The following is a 15,827-nucleotide window of genomic DNA, read 5'->3' as shown; positions in this document are numbered from 1 at the left end:
GATAACTACTGTTTTTGACAAAATGGAAGAAATATAACCTGACACCATTCCTTGTAAGTATACTTTTTTCACCCTAATTAGAGATATGGTAAATATACCAACAAAATGATGAAAACCCAAACGACATCAACAAAATGCCAGTAATACGAGAAAATGATTTGTTTTTCCATATACAAGGAATAGGATACCTTAGGTCGATAGTAATGAAGGAATAATACAATCATCCAGCCAATGCCAAAGGCAACATGCGCAGCATGCAGACCTACGAGAACATAGAAAGATGCTAAGAATATGCTGGTAGTTATACCATACCCTTCCTGTACAAATGTATAAAACTCATGAATTTCTAATCCAAGAAAAGCGAAAGCGCATAATAAGGTAGCACCTAGCCCGACGATCACCTTTGTTTGATTCTTCTTTTCTATTCCCTTTTCAGCTATAAGCAACGTCCCACTACTAGATAAAAGAAAAAACGATGAAAGCAAAACCGTCCTCGCTTCAAACACTTCCGTAGGATAGGGTCCTTTAGCTGCTGGTGTAAAAATAAAATATGTCGCAAACAAAACAGCAAACATAATTGCTTCCACACCCAAATATATAAAGAAGCCAATCTTCTTATCTTGAAATAACGCTGCTTCTTGACTATTCATACGGATCTTCCTTCCCATAGAAACTTTCTCGTTCATCTGTAAAGGATCGTACAATGAGTAGCGAAAATAATAGTACTGCCCCAGCTATCGTCAACCAATACCATGTAAATGTTAGTCCTGTACATATTACTAGCAATGCCATGGCAATGAAAAATGGTTGAATCGTTTCTTGCTCCAATGGCTTTATTCTAACTGCTAAAGTAGTTGCTAGCGATCTGTTTTCAATTTTCGCAAACCAGAAAGCGTCTATTTCATCGACAATTGGCATTGGTTCAAATGTATGTTCCGGGGCAGGTGAAGCTTCGGTCCATTCTAATGTACGACCATTCCATGGATCATTCCCAACTTTTTCACCTTTTTTATGTGTTATATACACATTCCAAACAGCAAATAGCATGCTTATTCCCATTAAAAAAGCACCCACTGTACTTGCAGCGTTTAGAAGAAAAATACCGTCTGCTTGGGTATATGTGTAGACACGACGTGGCATTCCCTCCAATCCCGTAATATGCATGGGGAAAAAAGTTAAATGAAATCCAATGAGAAATGTCCAAAAATGCCATTTGCCTAACTTTTCGTCTAAAATATAGCCAGTGATCTTAGGGTACCAATAATACAATCCAGCAAATACACCTAATATCGTAGAAGCAATAATCACATAGTGAAAATGAGCGACCACAAAGTGTGTATCGTGGAATTGAAAATCTGCAGCAGATACAGAAAGCATTACCCCTGTTACTCCACCCATTACAAAGGAAGGAATAAAACCTAACGCAAATAGCATTGGTGTTGTAAAATGAATAACCCCACCACGCATTGTAAATAGCCAATTAAAAACCTTGATTCCTGTAGGGACAGCAATTGCCATGGTGGTAATCGCAAAAAATGTATTTGCCATTGGTCCAAGTCCTACCGTAAACATGTGATGCGACCAAACCATAAACCCTAAAAATCCAATTAAAGTAATAGATACGACCATAACTGGATAGCCAAAAATACGCTTTCGAGAAAACGTAGCAATAATATCAGAGAAGATGCCAAAAGCTGGCAATGCCAGAATATACACTTCAGGATGTCCAAAAATCCAGAATAAATGCTGCCAAAAAATTGGATCGCCTTCTTCTCCAGAGAAGAACCCCGTTCCAAATAATCTGTCAAACATGAGAAGATATAGGGCAATTGCCAATACCGTAAAAGCGATTAAAATTAGAAAGGAAGTGATTAAGGTTGCCCAAGCAAACAAGGGCATTCTTGTATACTTCATTCCTGGTGCTCGATGACGCATAATCGTAACAATTAAGTTAAGTGCTGTAAAAATGGTACCTAACCCGGATATTTGCAAACCAAAAACATAAAACTCTGTTCCTGCACCAGGTGTATATTCAGCCCTTGATAACGGTGTATAGCCTGTCCAACCAACTTCTGGAGTCATATTTATAAAAAATGCTATATTAAAGAAAAGGGAACCAGCGAAAAACAGCCAAAACCCTAGTGCATTTAAAAATGGAAATGCTAAATCTCTTGCACCAATTTGCAAAGGAACCGCAATATTCATGAGTCCCAACAATAGTGGCATGGCAACAAAAAAGATCATTAATGTACCATGTGTTGTAAATACTTCGTTATATTTTTCGCCTTGGAAGACCCAAAAATCATTATTTGGTATTGCTAATTGAGCTCGAATAAACAATGCATCTAATCCAGCCCTAAAAAAGTAGATAATACCAAACAATATATACATGATTCCTATTCTTCGATGATTCGTCGTTCTTAGATACTTCCAAATCATGCTAAACTTCCGCTTCTTTATGATGAAGAATCCAATGATAATAGCTAATAGGATAGAAGTAATCCATGCAGCTATAACATCAGAAGGAATCATTACATTTTGTCCAAATAAGGATAGCTTCATAAACGTTCACCTCATACTTATTGCGATTCCTGTATTAGATATTCCTGATAATCTTCTTTAGCTACTACCTTTGTTTTAAAGGTCATATTAGCATGAGCAAGTCCACAATATTCCGCACACTTCCCTTGATAAGATCCTTTTTCTGGTTTTTTTATTTCATAAGTTATTTCTTTTCCAGGCATAACATCGACTTTGCCACCTAATTTAGGAACCCAAAAGGAGTGAATGACATCTTCAGAGGTCAAATGAAAAATAATTGGTTCTCCTTCTGGGATCACCAGTCGATTCATTTCTTTTTTGCCATTTTCATGTTGAAATGTCCAACTGAACTGCTTACCTATTACATCAATATGTACTCCGTTCTTCTTTCTATCTTGCGGTGCTTTGGCTGATTGTTCATAAGTAATGGCAATTGTTGGTACAGCTAAAACAATGAGTAATAGAATAGGCAACACAATCCATGTAATTTCTAACTTCCGATTTCCTTTTACATCTTCTGGTAGATCGTCCTTCCTTTTTTCCGTAAATCGATATTTATATACAAAACGAATAAATAAAGTAAAAACCGTAACCACAACAATCATCATGAGCCAAAAACTAAAATTAATTAAGAATGCTTGTTCACTAGCTGTCTCACTTTTGGGCTGCAGTACGGTAATATTACATCCAGCTAAGAAAATCAACATAAAAAGCCATACTATTTTTTTCATGATACATCCAACCTTTTCAGGGAATGAATACTTCATGTACCGTTACCCCAAAGATACGACATCAAAACTTTATCTTCACCCGCCCATTGCAAATGGCGCGAGCGCTGATCAATAATGTTGGCTTTCATCACGAAGCGATGAAGTTTCTTTTCCATAATATAAGTATTTCTTATCGTAAAAAATTCTCATTTCTTATAAAAAACGAGCGACACCAATGTATGGCCGCTCGCTTTTGTCCTTGCTTATTCTTCTTCTAATTTACTTTCCAATTCTGTAATTCTTGCTCTTAGTTCGTTGATATCTTCCTTCGTAGCTAATCCAAATTCTTTAGCTAATTTTTGTGTTTGCTCGTATTGTTGAGAGTTCCATTCGTCCTTCTTCATTTCACCTTTATCCACGAAGTTTTGCAGCACTGTTCTCGCTTGTTCTTGAGTAAGTTCATTTTTATCAACCAGCTGTTTTACTTTACTTTCAAACTTTTCTTTACTTGTTACAGCTGCACCTAACCCTAATAGAAATCCTTTTTTTAGAACATCATTCACGTTAACACCCCCTTACATTTTATCTCGAATGACGTTGTAATGTTTATATAATAATCCCACTAGCAGAATGGAGAATAACCCGATTCCCCAAAGTGCTATATGGGTAACGAGTTGCAGCTGAACATAATAGCCTACAAAACTACAACCGATACTCACAAGCAGCAGGATAAAATGAATGATTTCTAAAAAAATAAAATAGTGATGCTTTAAGTTTTTTTGCTGTTTTTGATTATCCCACTGTCTATCTTTTTCCCCATTTTCCAACCAGTTTAACATTGCTTTTGGATAAGATAAAACTGGTTTGACTGTATCTTTCACATATTGTTTATAAATGGATTCGGCTAAGTTCCGTCCGCCGAACCATTTTTTTATTTTTGGTTTTGCCCATTTTTGAATATCCACATCAGGATAAATAGCTAATAATATACCAAGTACAATGGAAATAGCTCTTCCTAAATAAGCATATTCAGCGGATAACTGAATTGGTTGATCCTTAATAAGTAACCGAATATCTTCTTTTAATTGTTCCATTGTATTCATATCAACCATATGAAATGCGCCATTTTGATAAAGCTCAATCGTATCTCGGATCAGCCGTTTCAATTTTCTGCGATCCGCGTTTGGAAGAAGGAAATCCATTTCATCTAGAATTTCAATTACTCGATCATAATCATCCATGATAATATTTTGAATGAGGCGCTTAAAATAGTGTGTGTCTTGTTTACGCACTTCACCAACCATACCAAAGTCAATGATAACAACAGTTCCATTTGGCTGGATTAATAAATTCCCTGCATGCGGATCAGCGTGGAATTTACCAGGATTGAGAAACTGCTCTAAATAAAAGTCAAATATGGTTCTTGCAATATGCTCCGTTGATAGTTGATGTCGATACATATAATTAGTATCTGTAATTTTAGCTCCATCTACCCACTCTATAACAAGCACTTTTTTTGTACAAAGATTTTCCATATAGTATGGGATATGGATAGCTTCATTATCCTTAAATCGATCTTGAAAATAATGAGCGTGATTCAATTCCTGATCAAAATCAAGTTCCTTATTCATGACGGTAACTAGTTCACGATATAATGCTGGTAAATCTGCTTTCTTACCAAAAGAAGTAAATACAGAAATCAACCAAAAAACGATTCGCAAGGCTTTGAAATCTTTATGAAATATTTCTCTAACACGATAACGCTGCACTTTAATTGCTACTTCTGTGCCGCTATCTTTTAATTTGGCATGATAAACTTCCCCAATCGACGCAGATGCTACCGATGCAAATTGAATTTCATCTAAATAATGATATATATCTTCGCCCCATTCTTCCTCTAATAGCTTTCTTGCATATGTAAACGGCATAGGTGGAACCCGGTCGACCAATCCGCTTAATTCTTTGATAAACGCATCTGGCATAAAATCTGTTCTAGTACTAAGGAATTGTCCTACTTTAATTAGCACGCCGCCCAGATGTATTGCCTTCTCCCGATATTCTTTAGCCATAGTAGTAACTAAAGCATTCCACTTTTGTAACGTCCGCTCATCCCATACACGGTTTTTAAAATAAAAGAAATAAATTTTAAAAATAAATTTAATTGTCATCCATACCATTACACTAGAGCGATAGCTCAACTTATATTTTAAACCCTTATTCACCCAGAACACCTCATTATTATTTACCCTAACCTGAATCTCCTCTAAACATCGTCTCCGTTAATTTTTAGTTGGACATCAGCTATATTTCCCTTATAATAAAGAAGAATACGGAACGCTGGGGGTTCTTATGAAAAACAATAATTATTCCATAACAGATCACTTGAAATTTATTATACCATCCCTTATCGGTGTCTTCTTATTTATGTCTCCAATGCAGACGGACGAAGGATTAACGATTCCTATAGCGATCCTTGCTGGTTATGTCCAAGATTTGTTAGCCGATCAATTATCAGCTATTATGATGATTATTATCGTTATTACTGCAGTCATGAGTGTGCTCGCTAAAATAATAGGACGGGATCGATTAAATCGTACACCTTTCTTTCAACAGCTATTTCATGTTAGTAGCTTTTGGACAATTACGCGTGTACTAGCGGCTATTTTTGCGATTATGGTCTATTTTCGACTAGGGCCAGCATTCATTCATGGTGAAGCAACAGGACAATTATTACTTGATGATCTTTTACATGTGCTGTTTGCTGTGTTTCTTTTCGCTGGCCTATTCCTCCCTTTACTTATGAACTTCGGATTACTTGAGTTATTTGGGACGTTAATGACAAAAATTATGCGTCCGCTCTTTCGTTTACCAGGACGTGGGTCCATCGATTCCTTAGCCTCTTGGGTTGGAGATGGCACAATTGGTGTCTTACTTACTAGTAAACAGTATGAAGAAGGTTATTATACGAAAAGAGAAGCAGCAGTAATCGGAACAACCTTTTCGGTCGTATCCATTACCTTCTCACTCGTTATCATTTCTGAAGTGAATCTTGGCGATATGTTCCTCCCATTTTATGGAACAGTATTAGTTGCTGGATTCGTAGCTGCTCTAATTATGCCGCGTATTCCACCACTTTCTCGAAAAGCAGATACATATGTTAACGAGAACGCTGATGGAATAACAGAAGAAATACCCGATGGAGACAATGTTCTAACTTTTGGTTATAAAAAAGCCTTAACTCGTGCACAAAAAGAAAAAAGCATCTATCAATTCATAAAAGAGGGCGGCCAAAATATCCTCGACATGTGGATGGGTGTTGCTCCAGTTGTCATGGCATTTGGACTTATTGCTTTAATAATTGCTGAAAACACACCTGTATTTCAGTGGTTAGGTGTGCCATTCATTCCATTATTGGAACTTCTACAAATCCCATCTGCCCAAGCTGCCTCTGAAACAATATTAATTGGATTTGCGGATATGTTCTTACCAGCAATTTTTGCCTCCTCTATTGAAGAGGAAATCACTAGATTTATTATTGCAGCTTTATCTGTTACTCAGTTAATTTATATGTCAGAAGTAGGTGGTTTATTATTAGGTTCCAAAGTACCAGTTTCGTTTAAAGACCTAGTTATAATCTTCCTATTACGTACAATTATTACACTACCAATTATTACATTAATCGCTCATATTATTTTCTAATGAAAAAACAGTTTTGTGATGAAATAACCCAACCGTAGCTTGTAGAGAAACCCCGTGTTTTTCTACAAGCTTTTTTGATAAGTAGCGCCTTTTCTCTGTTCCACTTAGGATCTAAATGGTTCCCTTTTCCCTGATCGAAACCAAATCATCATCGTCTCTAGAAATTCAATCTTAAGAATAAGGCTGTCGAGTAAAATGTGGAAATAAGCCTCAAGCATTTTGTTCTATACTCAAAGTGCTATGGCCGTTTTTTCCTTTTTGAATCTTCGTAGATATATTCATCTATGGCTTTTGAAAGATTCTCACATGTGCCATATTTTTGCGTATAGAAAAACTCCCCTTTAGATAAAACAGATTGTATTTTTTATCTGTTTACCTTAAGGGGAGATACCACGTTCTCAACCATCTTATATTACGTTTTTTGTTGTTTCATTAATTCTTTTATTTTTTCGGTGTGCAAGGAAGTGTTTTTAGGGATTTCTTGATCAACCTCTTCTTCTTCACTAGCTTTTTCCACAAAACCAGGGTCAAACCCTAATTGTTCTGCTGTTAACCCCATAAATTCATAAAAGCTTTTTGGTTCTGTAGATCCGGCATTAAACACTCCTACTATATCATTACTCACCATTTCTACAATCACTTCTGCAAGATCTTCTACATGACAAAATGTCCGAAACAAATCATCTCGAAAATGAATGGCCTTTCCCGCCCGTAAATGATAGGATAATCGATCAGTTCGTTCATCCATTTTCCCGATTTGATTTTCACCAAAAACCGGACCAACTCGCACTATTACATAATTGGTTAACTCATTTGCAATAAACCGCTCTGCTTTTACTTTGCCATTGGCATAGTTACTTAATTTATGTTCATCAGGTAATGTCGTAACCGGATCTGTCTCTGAATAAGGACCTTTACCCGCACTGTAGACATAGTCAGATGATATATAGACAAGTTTCGTTTCAGGGGTAATGTGTGTTAATAAATGCATTAACCCTTGTTCGGTTAACTGTTGTTCTTGTGGACCGCTCATTACAGACCATACAATTACATCTGGCTGTTCCGCTTTATAAAAGTCCGAGAATGATTCTGGTTCATTTATATCTAACCTAGTTAAATCGTCAAATAACGGTGGCTCATCCAAATAGGTACCACTTACACTTACTTTGGGGATTTCTTTTAATCGTTTGTAGACAGAACTTCCAACATAACCACTCGCTCCAAACACAAAAACTTTCATGAATATCTTTCCCCTTTCCTAGCCGTTTTTTTAGGATTCCGTTTTTGGATGATGCTTAAACTTATGATTAAATGCTTGCTTCATTATCGATGCCTTTCCTTCGATAAAAGGCTGCCAAATACCCAATACAGGACGACTTGACAAGACAAGAACAATCAATAATGATAGTGCGGCAAGACCGATAAAGTCAATGACGCCATTAATTTCGAATAACTCTGCTTGACGGAAAAACTGGATAAAAAATCCGTGTAATAAATAAACATACAGTGTCCGAGCTCCTAATGCTGTCCACCTAAACTTCCTTGTCGGTATCCATGCTAGAACACTAATTACCATTAATCCAGCAGTTAAATAAACGAGTAATCGGGCAAGCCCCCCAAATTCGGCCAAACCTAGATCTCCATAGGATTTTGAAGCTAGCAGCCAACCTGAATTAAAGTCCGGTAAATAATAAATAGCTGCTGCAATTCCAATCATGACGATTAAGGATGCAAGCTTCACTCCTTTATTTTTCAAGAGCATCATTTGTTTTTCTGTAACCAAATATCCAATCAAGAAAAACGGGAAGAATACGAACGTACGAGATAAGCTGAATGTGTGTCCTATTTCGCCGAAGTACCCCACAATAAGACCTAATTGAACAGCAATTACAACGCTCAATACAGGTGGAAGCTTTTTAAACCAATATAAGAGCATATGCCAACAGAATAAACTAAATAAAAACCACAATGCCCAATGTGGACTAAATAAATCCGTTTGCCACCCTGATTTTCCAATTAAATAGTAATAACCAGAGTATAAAATTTGAAAAATCACATATGGAATTAATAATTTTTTTATTAAGTTAAAGATATATTTTATATTCCCGGATCCTTTTGCAAAAAAACCTGAGAGCAAAATAAACGCAGGCATATGGAAGGTATATATCCACATATAAAGTGTGTTAATGGTTGTAGATTGGTCTGTGAATGGTTGAATCATATGTCCAAAGACAACCAGAACAATTAATATTACTTTCGCATTATCAAAAAAGGCGTTTCTTTCCATCCATGCTCATCCTTTTTTAAATGAAATCATTCAATTAAATAAAATTATTGTGCACTATCCACTTTACCCTTTTTTTATGAGAAGTATATAGGTTCATTGACGATTTCATAGACTTGTTAGAAGTTTGTAAACTAGTTGCAAAATTACCACCAAAATTACCATTTGTGTTTATGAAAAATCTGAAAACAAAAAGTGCCTCCATTCATAGGAGGCAACCCTTTTAAGAACCAGTCTTTTTCTTTTTGGTTGTCTTTGTTTTTTGTTTCGGTTTCGTTGGTTGTTTAGGTTTAGGCTTATCTTGCTTGGCACGATCTAATGACGCTTGTAGTGCATCCATTAAATTTGTAGCTGCTTCAGGTGAAGGTTTATCCGCAGCTGTAGCCGTTTGGTCATCATTCTTTTTCTGCTCGATTAATTCCAGCAATGCATTCCTGTATTCATCTTCATATTTTGTTGGGTCAAACTCACTTGTAAGTTGATCAATAAGCATTTTAGCTGTATCAAGTTCACTCTTGTCTGTTTCTACTTCATCAGGAACATTTGGAACATCTTGTACGTTTCTTACTTCATCTGGAAAATGTATCGTTTCAACTACTAGTGTATTCTTGTAAACACGAATAACGGCAAGTTGTTCTTTGGAGCGAATAATCATTTTAGCAATACCGATCTTTTTCGTATCTTTTAATGCATTACGGAGTAAACCATATGCTTTGGAACCACCTTCATTTGGTGATAAATAATAACTCTTCTCGAAATAAATTGGATCGATCTCCTCTAGTTGAACAAAATCAACGATTTCTACAGCTTTGTCTTCCTGCTCTTTTTTTAAAGCTTCCAAATCTTCTTCGTCTAGTACAACAAACTTGTTTTTTGCATATTCATAAGCCTTAACAATTTCATTATTTTCAACTGGCCGATCGCATACTGGACACGTCCGTTCGTATTTTATTGGCGATTGGCACTCCTTATGGAGCTGTCGTAGCTTTACATCTTTATTCTCCGTTGCAGCATGCATTTTCACTGGTATATTTACTAAGCCGAAGCTGATTGTTCCTTTCCACATTGTATGCATGAAAAAACCTCCCTTTTTTATAGTTTGTCGGGAAAATAAAAATTTATCCCATTGTTTAAGAACCACGTACGGAGTTAAAACTACGGGTAGCAATATCAGGAGGGAGGGAACAAACAAATGATGAAACCTATTGCCAGCAAAGCTATCCCAAAAGGGAAAGAATGGCTCTATGAAGTGAAATATGATGGATTCCGCTGTACATTACAGTGGGATCAGGCGTCGATCCAATTAATAAGTAAAAACAATAAAGATTTAACAAATAAATTCCCTGAAATTATAGCAGACTGTCGCTCACAACAAGAGGGGTTGATAAAGTACCTACCTCTTCAACTAGACGGTGAATTGGTAATAATGAACAACAACATACAAGCAAACTTCGGTTGGGTACAAAAACGAGGAAGGATGAAAACAAAAGAAGTGATTGAAGAAGCAGCACGAAACCGACCAGCAAGCTTGCAACTATTCGATATCACAAAAATACAAGGAAAACCTTTAGAACAACAGACGTTAACTCAAAGAAAACGATTTCTTACGCAGCTATTTAAAGAAGTGAAATTCTCAAGGCTGCATAATGTTCCATGCGAGGAAAACTCCCACTTTCTCTGGGATCGTGTCTTTATGAATAAGGGCGAAGGTATTATTGCAAAGCGAAAGAGTAGTGCATATAAATCAGGAAAAAATCATCAAGACTGGTTCAAAATTAAAAATTGGAGAAAGCTACACGGATTTTTAACAGCTTTTCATACAGCTAATAGTTACTTTACGGTGGGTGTGTTTGATGGAAATAAAGTCCTTGAGATCGGTAAATGCAAACACGGCTTAGAATCAAAAACATTTCAAACCTTAACAGACATATTCCGATCAAAAGGAGAGAAGCAAGGAGACAAGTATATACTGCCACCGGCTATTTGTGCAGAAATTCATAGTTTAGATTTATATGAACAAGAGCTGCGTGAACCTGAATTCGTCTCTATACTACCCGATATGAATGCACAAGACGTTACGTTAGAGCAGTTACGCATAGATATGGCAATGTTGCCTGAGAAGATTGATTTGACTAACACAACGAAAACGTTTTGGCCAGAACCTGATTACACGAAAGGCGATTTACTAACTTACATACGTGAAATTACGCCATATCTGCTTCCTCATGTTCGTAATCGCGCATTAACCGTTATTCGTGCACCAGATGGAGTTGAAGCTGAGCACTTCTTTCAAAAACATTTGCCAAATTACGCTCCAGCCTTTATTCCCAGACAAATGAATAAGGAAAGCAGCCTCATTTTATGTAATACATTGGATTCGCTCATTTGGTTTGCTAACCATGGAGCAGTTGAATTTCACGTTCCCTTTCAAACAATCAACCGCGCAATGCCGCAAGAAATTGTATTTGATTTGGATCCACCTCATCGAGATAGTTTTCCGCTTGCAGTGAAGGCGGCACAAATTATGAAACCACTACTAGATGATTTAGATTTAATCAGCTTTGTAAAGACGTCAGGTAATAAAGGATTGCAGATCTATATTCCAATTCCTCCAAACAGTATGACTTATGAACAAACAGCCTTATTTACACAATCGATTGCTTGGACAATGGAAAATGCTTATCCTGATCTATTCACAACCGAACGAATGAAAAATAAACGGAAGAACCGTTTGTATATTGACTATGTGCAACATGGAAAGAACAAAACTATTATTGCTCCCTACTCACCTAGATTAGCACCCGAAGGAACGGTTGCCACGCCATTATTTTGGGAAGAAATAAACGCTGAACTAACACCTTCATTATTTACAATTAGCAATGTGGTTGATCGTGTTAAATCTTTAGGCTGCCCGTTTTCTTCCTATGAGGATGCCAAAAAGAAACAAAACCTGGAAAAAATCTTACAATTATTAACAAGATAGAACGTGACTGGGACATAAGTAAGTATAACTTCCGTGCTTCTCGAACATGCTTATCTGTTTGGATTTTCAGCCATAACTGTCACCAAAGAAGACTTCATTTCTCTGTTTGAATAACTTGATTTAATTATTATATAAACAACAAAACCCGAATCTGTCTGGTATTCGGGTTTATTTAAATGGTTTAGCTAAATAACTCTTATTGCACGTATTATGGAACTTAAGCGATAATATTCTTGTAAGACGATTCATCACAAATAATAAATAAGGTTGCATTATCTGGAATGGATTGTTTTAGCTGATGAATCACAGATAAATCGCTTCCGTTTGAAAGTAGCATTGCTCCATGATTAGCTAAATCTTTCCGAGCATCTTCATAGGTTTGCCATGTAGTCTTTTTATCAATTGAGTAAAGGTCATACCCTGTATTACTTGTTAACTGCCTAATTATTTCACTGGAGCCGTTATATAAAATGGACCGAGCAGCCAAGTGAGCTGTTGTATCATTAGCAGTTATAAATTCCTCGACGGAAACATGTTGGAAAGCTTGAATATGTCTAGACTCTAACACCTCACAAATGGTATATATATTCTTATCATACGCTTTGCCAATCCCCTCAATAATCGTTGCAATTAATAGGGTTTGCCCGTCAGCCTGCGAAGTTGCCACTGTATCTTCTGATGAAAACACCATTACCGATTGACTTTCTATCAGATTTGCTTGCAAGAGTACCTCTTTATTTGCAGGATTTCCATGAACAAACTCAACCTGTTCGTGTAACAGAGGTGTTTTAGTCAGTTTCTCATCAATAATAACAATCGCTATATCATCAAAAGTCTTCAGCAATTCTTCAAGTGTAATACTTGCTTTCTTCGTCCAATTTACTAAGATTATATGGTCTTTTGTTGCTATCTTCAATTTACCTTCCTCCTTTAACCGTTTGCGAACACTTAAGAAATCAACTGCCTTTCCAATGAAGATGGTCATTATACCAATACCAATAATATATAAAAACATGGCAAATATTTTCCCAAGCACAGTTGTTGGTGAGACATCCCCATACCCCACAGTAGTGACCGTTGTCATTGTCCACCAAAGTCCTTCAAACGGACTTTCAAACGTTGCAGGCTCTAAAAAGTAAATAAAATAGCTACTCACTAACACCAATGTTATTGTCGAAAGCAGAAGAAACCAATTATTTAAGCGAATAACTTTTACAAATAATTGTTTAAAGAAAATCACTCTATCCCCCCTTTTTACCTATTAAGATAGTAACATAAATTCCGAAGAAAGGCTTGGAATGTTTGGATCAGATTAACTTACAAACGACTAAGCTTACCTTCAAATAATATCAGAACTGCTTTCCCTTTACGTCCATGTAAAAAAGCCGCCCTATACCTTAGGACGACTCTCTATTTTCACCTTTATAAAGATGTAGTTTCTTCAATAGCGGTTTTATCGTTATACGTTTTTACATTCATTTTATTTAGTATTCGAGATGTTAATGTACCACTAACCATAGATCCATTAACATTTAAGGCTGTGCGCCCCATATCAATAAACGCTTCAATTGAAATTAACAACCCAGCTAAGGCAACTGGTAAATTCATGGAAGATAATACAATCAATGCAGCAAATGTTGCTCCTCCACCTACCCCAGCTATTCCAAATGAACTAATTCCTATAATGAGCACAAGTTGTATGATAAATGCAGGTGATAATGGATCAATTCCAACTGTCGGTGCAATCATAACTGCTAACATTGCAGGGTATATTCCTGCACACCCATTCTGCCCCATCGTTGCCCCAAATGAAGCAGACATATTTGCTACACCTTGATCAACACCTAGAGAATTTCGCTGTGCTTGAATATTCAATGGAATGGTACCAGCACTGGAACGTGACGTAAAAGCAAATCCTAATACCGGAATTACTTTACGTAAATAAGTAAATGGATTGAGCCCAAATAAACTCACCAATATCAAGTGAATAACAAACATTACCAACAAGGCTGCATACGAGGCAAGCACAAATTTTCCTAATTCCAGAATACCTGCAAAATCAGTGGTTGCGACCGTATTTGCCATTAGCGCTAGTATTCCATAAGGGGTAAGACGTAGAATTAATGTTACAATCCGCATAACGACAGCATAGAAAGAATTTACAATTTTTGTAAACATTTCGGCCTGCTCTGGATTTTTTCGCCGTACACCTAACACAGCTATTCCAACGATAACGGAGAATATAACAACAGCAATGACAGACGTTGACCGTTCCCCTGTCATATCTAAGAAAATGTTAGATGGAATAAAGTTAAGGATTTTCTGCGGTGCAGATTGTTCCTCCACTTCCCCTAACGTTGTTTCAAGCATGTTCCCTCGCTCATCTTCCGCTTGCCCTGCTTCTATCTGCTCTGCACTCAAATCAAATACAGTTGCAGAGACAATACCAATTAGAGCTGCAATCATTGTTGTTGAGATTAAAATCCCGATAATCCATGCAGACATCTTTCCTAATTCCGCTGTCTTCTCTAAATTGATAATGGATTGAATGATGGACACCATCACAAGCGGAACAACAATCATCATTAGAAAACGAATATATCCACTCCCAACAATACTATACCATTCGGCTGTTTCTGCTAGGACATTGGAACCTGCTCCGTAAATCAGCTGTAAGATAGCTCCTAGAACAATCCCAGCCCCTAGTCCAGTAAAAACACGTTTAGTAAACGAAAAATGTTTTTTCTGCATCCAAATAAGTAAACCAATTAAAATTAATAAGACCGCAATATTTATAACCGTATAAAGTATATCCATGATTCGAACCTCCCTTTTATTATTACAGATATGTTGTGCATATAAAGCTGAATTTATCATATGCGTATCTATTTTTATCGTTCCTGCTAATAAACAATTAATCCGATAAAAATAGTAAGACTTATTTAAAATACAATGGTTTAGCTATTGTGTCAAGGAAATGATTTACACTAAAAAAACTACTGTACAATATGTACAGTAGTTAACCAATGATTGGAATTAATTCAATTTCTACATTCCCTTTGATCGCACGGGAAATCATACAGCTCTGTTCTGCTTTTTCTACTAATTTACGAAGTCGACTATACTGTTGATGCAAAGCTTGCTCTTCCAATTTTACTTTCGGCCGATGGATAATCTTTTTATAAGTAAATACACCTCTAGTTACATCCACAATTCCTTCTGAATCTAAAGACATCTCTTTTAATGGTAAATCTGCTCGTTCAATCATCGCAGCTAGCGTAATAATATAACAGGTTGCAGCTGCCCCTAGCAACATTTCATCGGGGTTTGTACCTATTCCTGGACCATCCATTTCAGGTGGGATAGATATCGCGGTTTTCAAGTTTTCTGCTTCAATATAACCTTGACTATCTCTGCCGCCAGGCCACTCTGCTCGTAAATGAAATTGATGTTCTGCCATATTTAATCACCTCTACTTTAGCGTATCAAATCGTTTAATATTATTAGAATATTTATGCCTGAATTATATAACATTTTCAGATACAAAGGGAACGTTTTTTCATTAAGGCTAACCATTCACATAACAAAGCCTTATACATAAATGATAAGT

Annotated in this window: 14 protein-coding genes; 2 read left to right on the top strand and 12 right to left on the bottom strand. The window is 36.5% G+C overall.

Annotated features, from left to right (window positions below; all coding sequences use genetic code 11):
- Positions 1 to 77: 77 nt before the first annotated feature.
- From BN990_RS02505 to BN990_RS02485, 5 genes are all read right to left on the bottom strand, one after another.
- The gene (locus BN990_RS02505) at positions 78 to 650 is read right to left on the bottom strand and encodes a cytochrome c oxidase subunit 3 (protein WP_021289876.1); all 573 of its coding nucleotides are present in this window, start codon (positions 648 to 650) and stop codon (positions 78 to 80) included.
- Complete coding sequence (gene ctaD, locus BN990_RS02500) at positions 643 to 2,439, bottom strand: cytochrome c oxidase subunit I (protein WP_370459191.1); 1,797 nt, start codon at positions 2,437 to 2,439, stop codon at positions 643 to 645. Before ctaD ends, BN990_RS02505 begins: the two co-directional genes overlap by 8 nt.
- Positions 2,440 to 2,579: 140 nt before the next feature.
- A complete protein-coding gene (gene coxB / locus BN990_RS02495) occupies positions 2,580 to 3,272 on the bottom strand; it encodes a cytochrome c oxidase subunit II (protein ID WP_158295213.1) in 693 nt (230 codons plus the stop codon).
- A 242-nt stretch (positions 3,273 to 3,514) separates the two neighbouring features.
- Positions 3,515 to 3,814: a phasin family protein gene (locus tag BN990_RS02490; protein ID WP_021289879.1), complete on the bottom strand. Its 300-nt coding sequence runs from the start codon at positions 3,812 to 3,814 to the stop codon at positions 3,515 to 3,517.
- A 12-nt stretch (positions 3,815 to 3,826) separates the two neighbouring features.
- Positions 3,827 to 5,473 carry an ABC1 kinase family protein gene (locus tag BN990_RS02485; RefSeq protein WP_051738999.1) on the bottom strand — a complete coding sequence of 549 codons (1,647 nt, stop codon included), beginning with the start codon at positions 5,471 to 5,473 and terminating at the stop codon, positions 3,827 to 3,829.
- A gap of 127 nt (positions 5,474 to 5,600) precedes the next feature.
- Between BN990_RS02485 and BN990_RS02480 the strand changes: the two genes are divergently transcribed.
- Entirely contained in the window at positions 5,601 to 6,950 is a 1,350-nt protein-coding gene (locus BN990_RS02480; protein WP_038242130.1) for a YjiH family protein, read from the top strand.
- Positions 6,951 to 7,188: 238 nt separating this feature from the next.
- Here BN990_RS02480 and BN990_RS23555 read toward each other — a convergent pair whose 3' ends face one another.
- From BN990_RS23555 to ku, 4 genes are all read right to left on the bottom strand, one after another.
- Positions 7,189 to 7,311: an IS3 family transposase gene (locus BN990_RS23555; protein WP_148530707.1), complete on the bottom strand. Its 123-nt coding sequence runs from the start codon at positions 7,309 to 7,311 to the stop codon at positions 7,189 to 7,191.
- A gap of 51 nt (positions 7,312 to 7,362) precedes the next feature.
- Positions 7,363 to 8,190, bottom strand: coding sequence for a sugar nucleotide-binding protein (locus BN990_RS02475; RefSeq protein ID WP_038242129.1), 828 nt, complete (start codon positions 8,188 to 8,190; stop codon positions 7,363 to 7,365).
- Positions 8,191 to 8,220: 30 nt separating this feature from the next.
- Positions 8,221 to 9,237, bottom strand: a complete 1,017-nt coding sequence (locus tag BN990_RS02470; RefSeq protein ID WP_021289883.1) for an acyltransferase family protein — start codon at positions 9,235 to 9,237, stop codon at positions 8,221 to 8,223.
- A 220-nt stretch (positions 9,238 to 9,457) separates the two neighbouring features.
- Positions 9,458 to 10,309, bottom strand: a complete 852-nt coding sequence (gene ku / locus BN990_RS02465; RefSeq protein ID WP_021289884.1) for a non-homologous end joining protein Ku — start codon at positions 10,307 to 10,309, stop codon at positions 9,458 to 9,460.
- Positions 10,310 to 10,426: 117 nt separating this feature from the next.
- Here ku and BN990_RS02460 point away from each other — a divergent pair, with 117 nt between their 5' ends.
- Positions 10,427 to 12,217 (top strand): DNA ligase D, encoded by a 1,791-nt coding sequence (locus BN990_RS02460; protein WP_306465012.1) that lies wholly within the window; start codon positions 10,427 to 10,429, stop codon positions 12,215 to 12,217.
- A 217-nt stretch (positions 12,218 to 12,434) separates the two neighbouring features.
- Here the strand turns inward: BN990_RS02460 and BN990_RS02455 are convergent, their stop codons facing one another.
- The 3 genes from BN990_RS02455 to BN990_RS02445 all read right to left on the bottom strand — a co-directional run bounded on the left by BN990_RS02455 (position 12,435) and on the right by BN990_RS02445 (position 15,677).
- Complete coding sequence (locus tag BN990_RS02455) at positions 12,435 to 13,457, bottom strand: ion channel (protein WP_038242128.1); 1,023 nt, start codon at positions 13,455 to 13,457, stop codon at positions 12,435 to 12,437.
- A 182-nt stretch (positions 13,458 to 13,639) separates the two neighbouring features.
- Positions 13,640 to 15,034 carry an L-cystine transporter gene (locus tag BN990_RS02450; RefSeq protein ID WP_021289887.1) on the bottom strand — a complete coding sequence of 465 codons (1,395 nt, stop codon included), beginning with the start codon at positions 15,032 to 15,034 and terminating at the stop codon, positions 13,640 to 13,642.
- A gap of 202 nt (positions 15,035 to 15,236) precedes the next feature.
- A complete protein-coding gene (locus BN990_RS02445; protein ID WP_021289888.1) occupies positions 15,237 to 15,677 on the bottom strand; it encodes an OsmC family protein in 441 nt (146 codons plus the stop codon).
- Between the last annotated feature and the right edge of the window lie 150 nt (positions 15,678 to 15,827).

Source organism: Virgibacillus salexigens (assembly GCF_000723585.1).
GTDB classification, from domain to species: Bacteria; Bacillota; Bacilli; order Bacillales; family Amphibacillaceae; genus Virgibacillus; species Virgibacillus salexigens.
The sequence above is the reverse complement of the archived record's forward strand: the minus strand, read 5'-3'. Positions and strand labels throughout refer to the sequence as shown.

Excerpts from the sequence above, each read along its gene's own strand:
- BN990_RS02505 (WP_021289876.1), bottom strand. The coding sequence starts at position 650 with ATGAATAGTCAAGAAGCAGCGTTATTTCAAGATAAGAAGATTGGCTTC.
- ctaD (WP_370459191.1), bottom strand. The coding sequence starts at position 2,439 with ATGATTTGGAAGTATCTAAGAACGACGAATCATCGAAGAATAGGAATC.
- coxB (WP_158295213.1), bottom strand. The coding sequence starts at position 3,272 with ATGAAAAAAATAGTATGGCTTTTTATGTTGATTTTCTTAGCTGGATGT.
- BN990_RS02480 (WP_038242130.1), top strand. The coding sequence starts at position 5,601 with ATGAAAAACAATAATTATTCCATAACAGATCACTTGAAATTTATTATA.
- BN990_RS02475 (WP_038242129.1), bottom strand. The coding sequence starts at position 8,190 with ATGAAAGTTTTTGTGTTTGGAGCGAGTGGTTATGTTGGAAGTTCTGTC.
- BN990_RS02470 (WP_021289883.1), bottom strand. The coding sequence starts at position 9,237 with ATGGAAAGAAACGCCTTTTTTGATAATGCGAAAGTAATATTAATTGTT.
- ku (WP_021289884.1), bottom strand. The coding sequence starts at position 10,309 with ATGCATACAATGTGGAAAGGAACAATCAGCTTCGGCTTAGTAAATATA.
- BN990_RS02460 (WP_306465012.1), top strand. The coding sequence starts at position 10,427 with ATGATGAAACCTATTGCCAGCAAAGCTATCCCAAAAGGGAAAGAATGG.
- BN990_RS02450 (WP_021289887.1), bottom strand. The coding sequence starts at position 15,034 with ATGGATATACTTTATACGGTTATAAATATTGCGGTCTTATTAATTTTA.
- BN990_RS02445 (WP_021289888.1), bottom strand. The coding sequence starts at position 15,677 with ATGGCAGAACATCAATTTCATTTACGAGCAGAGTGGCCTGGCGGCAGA.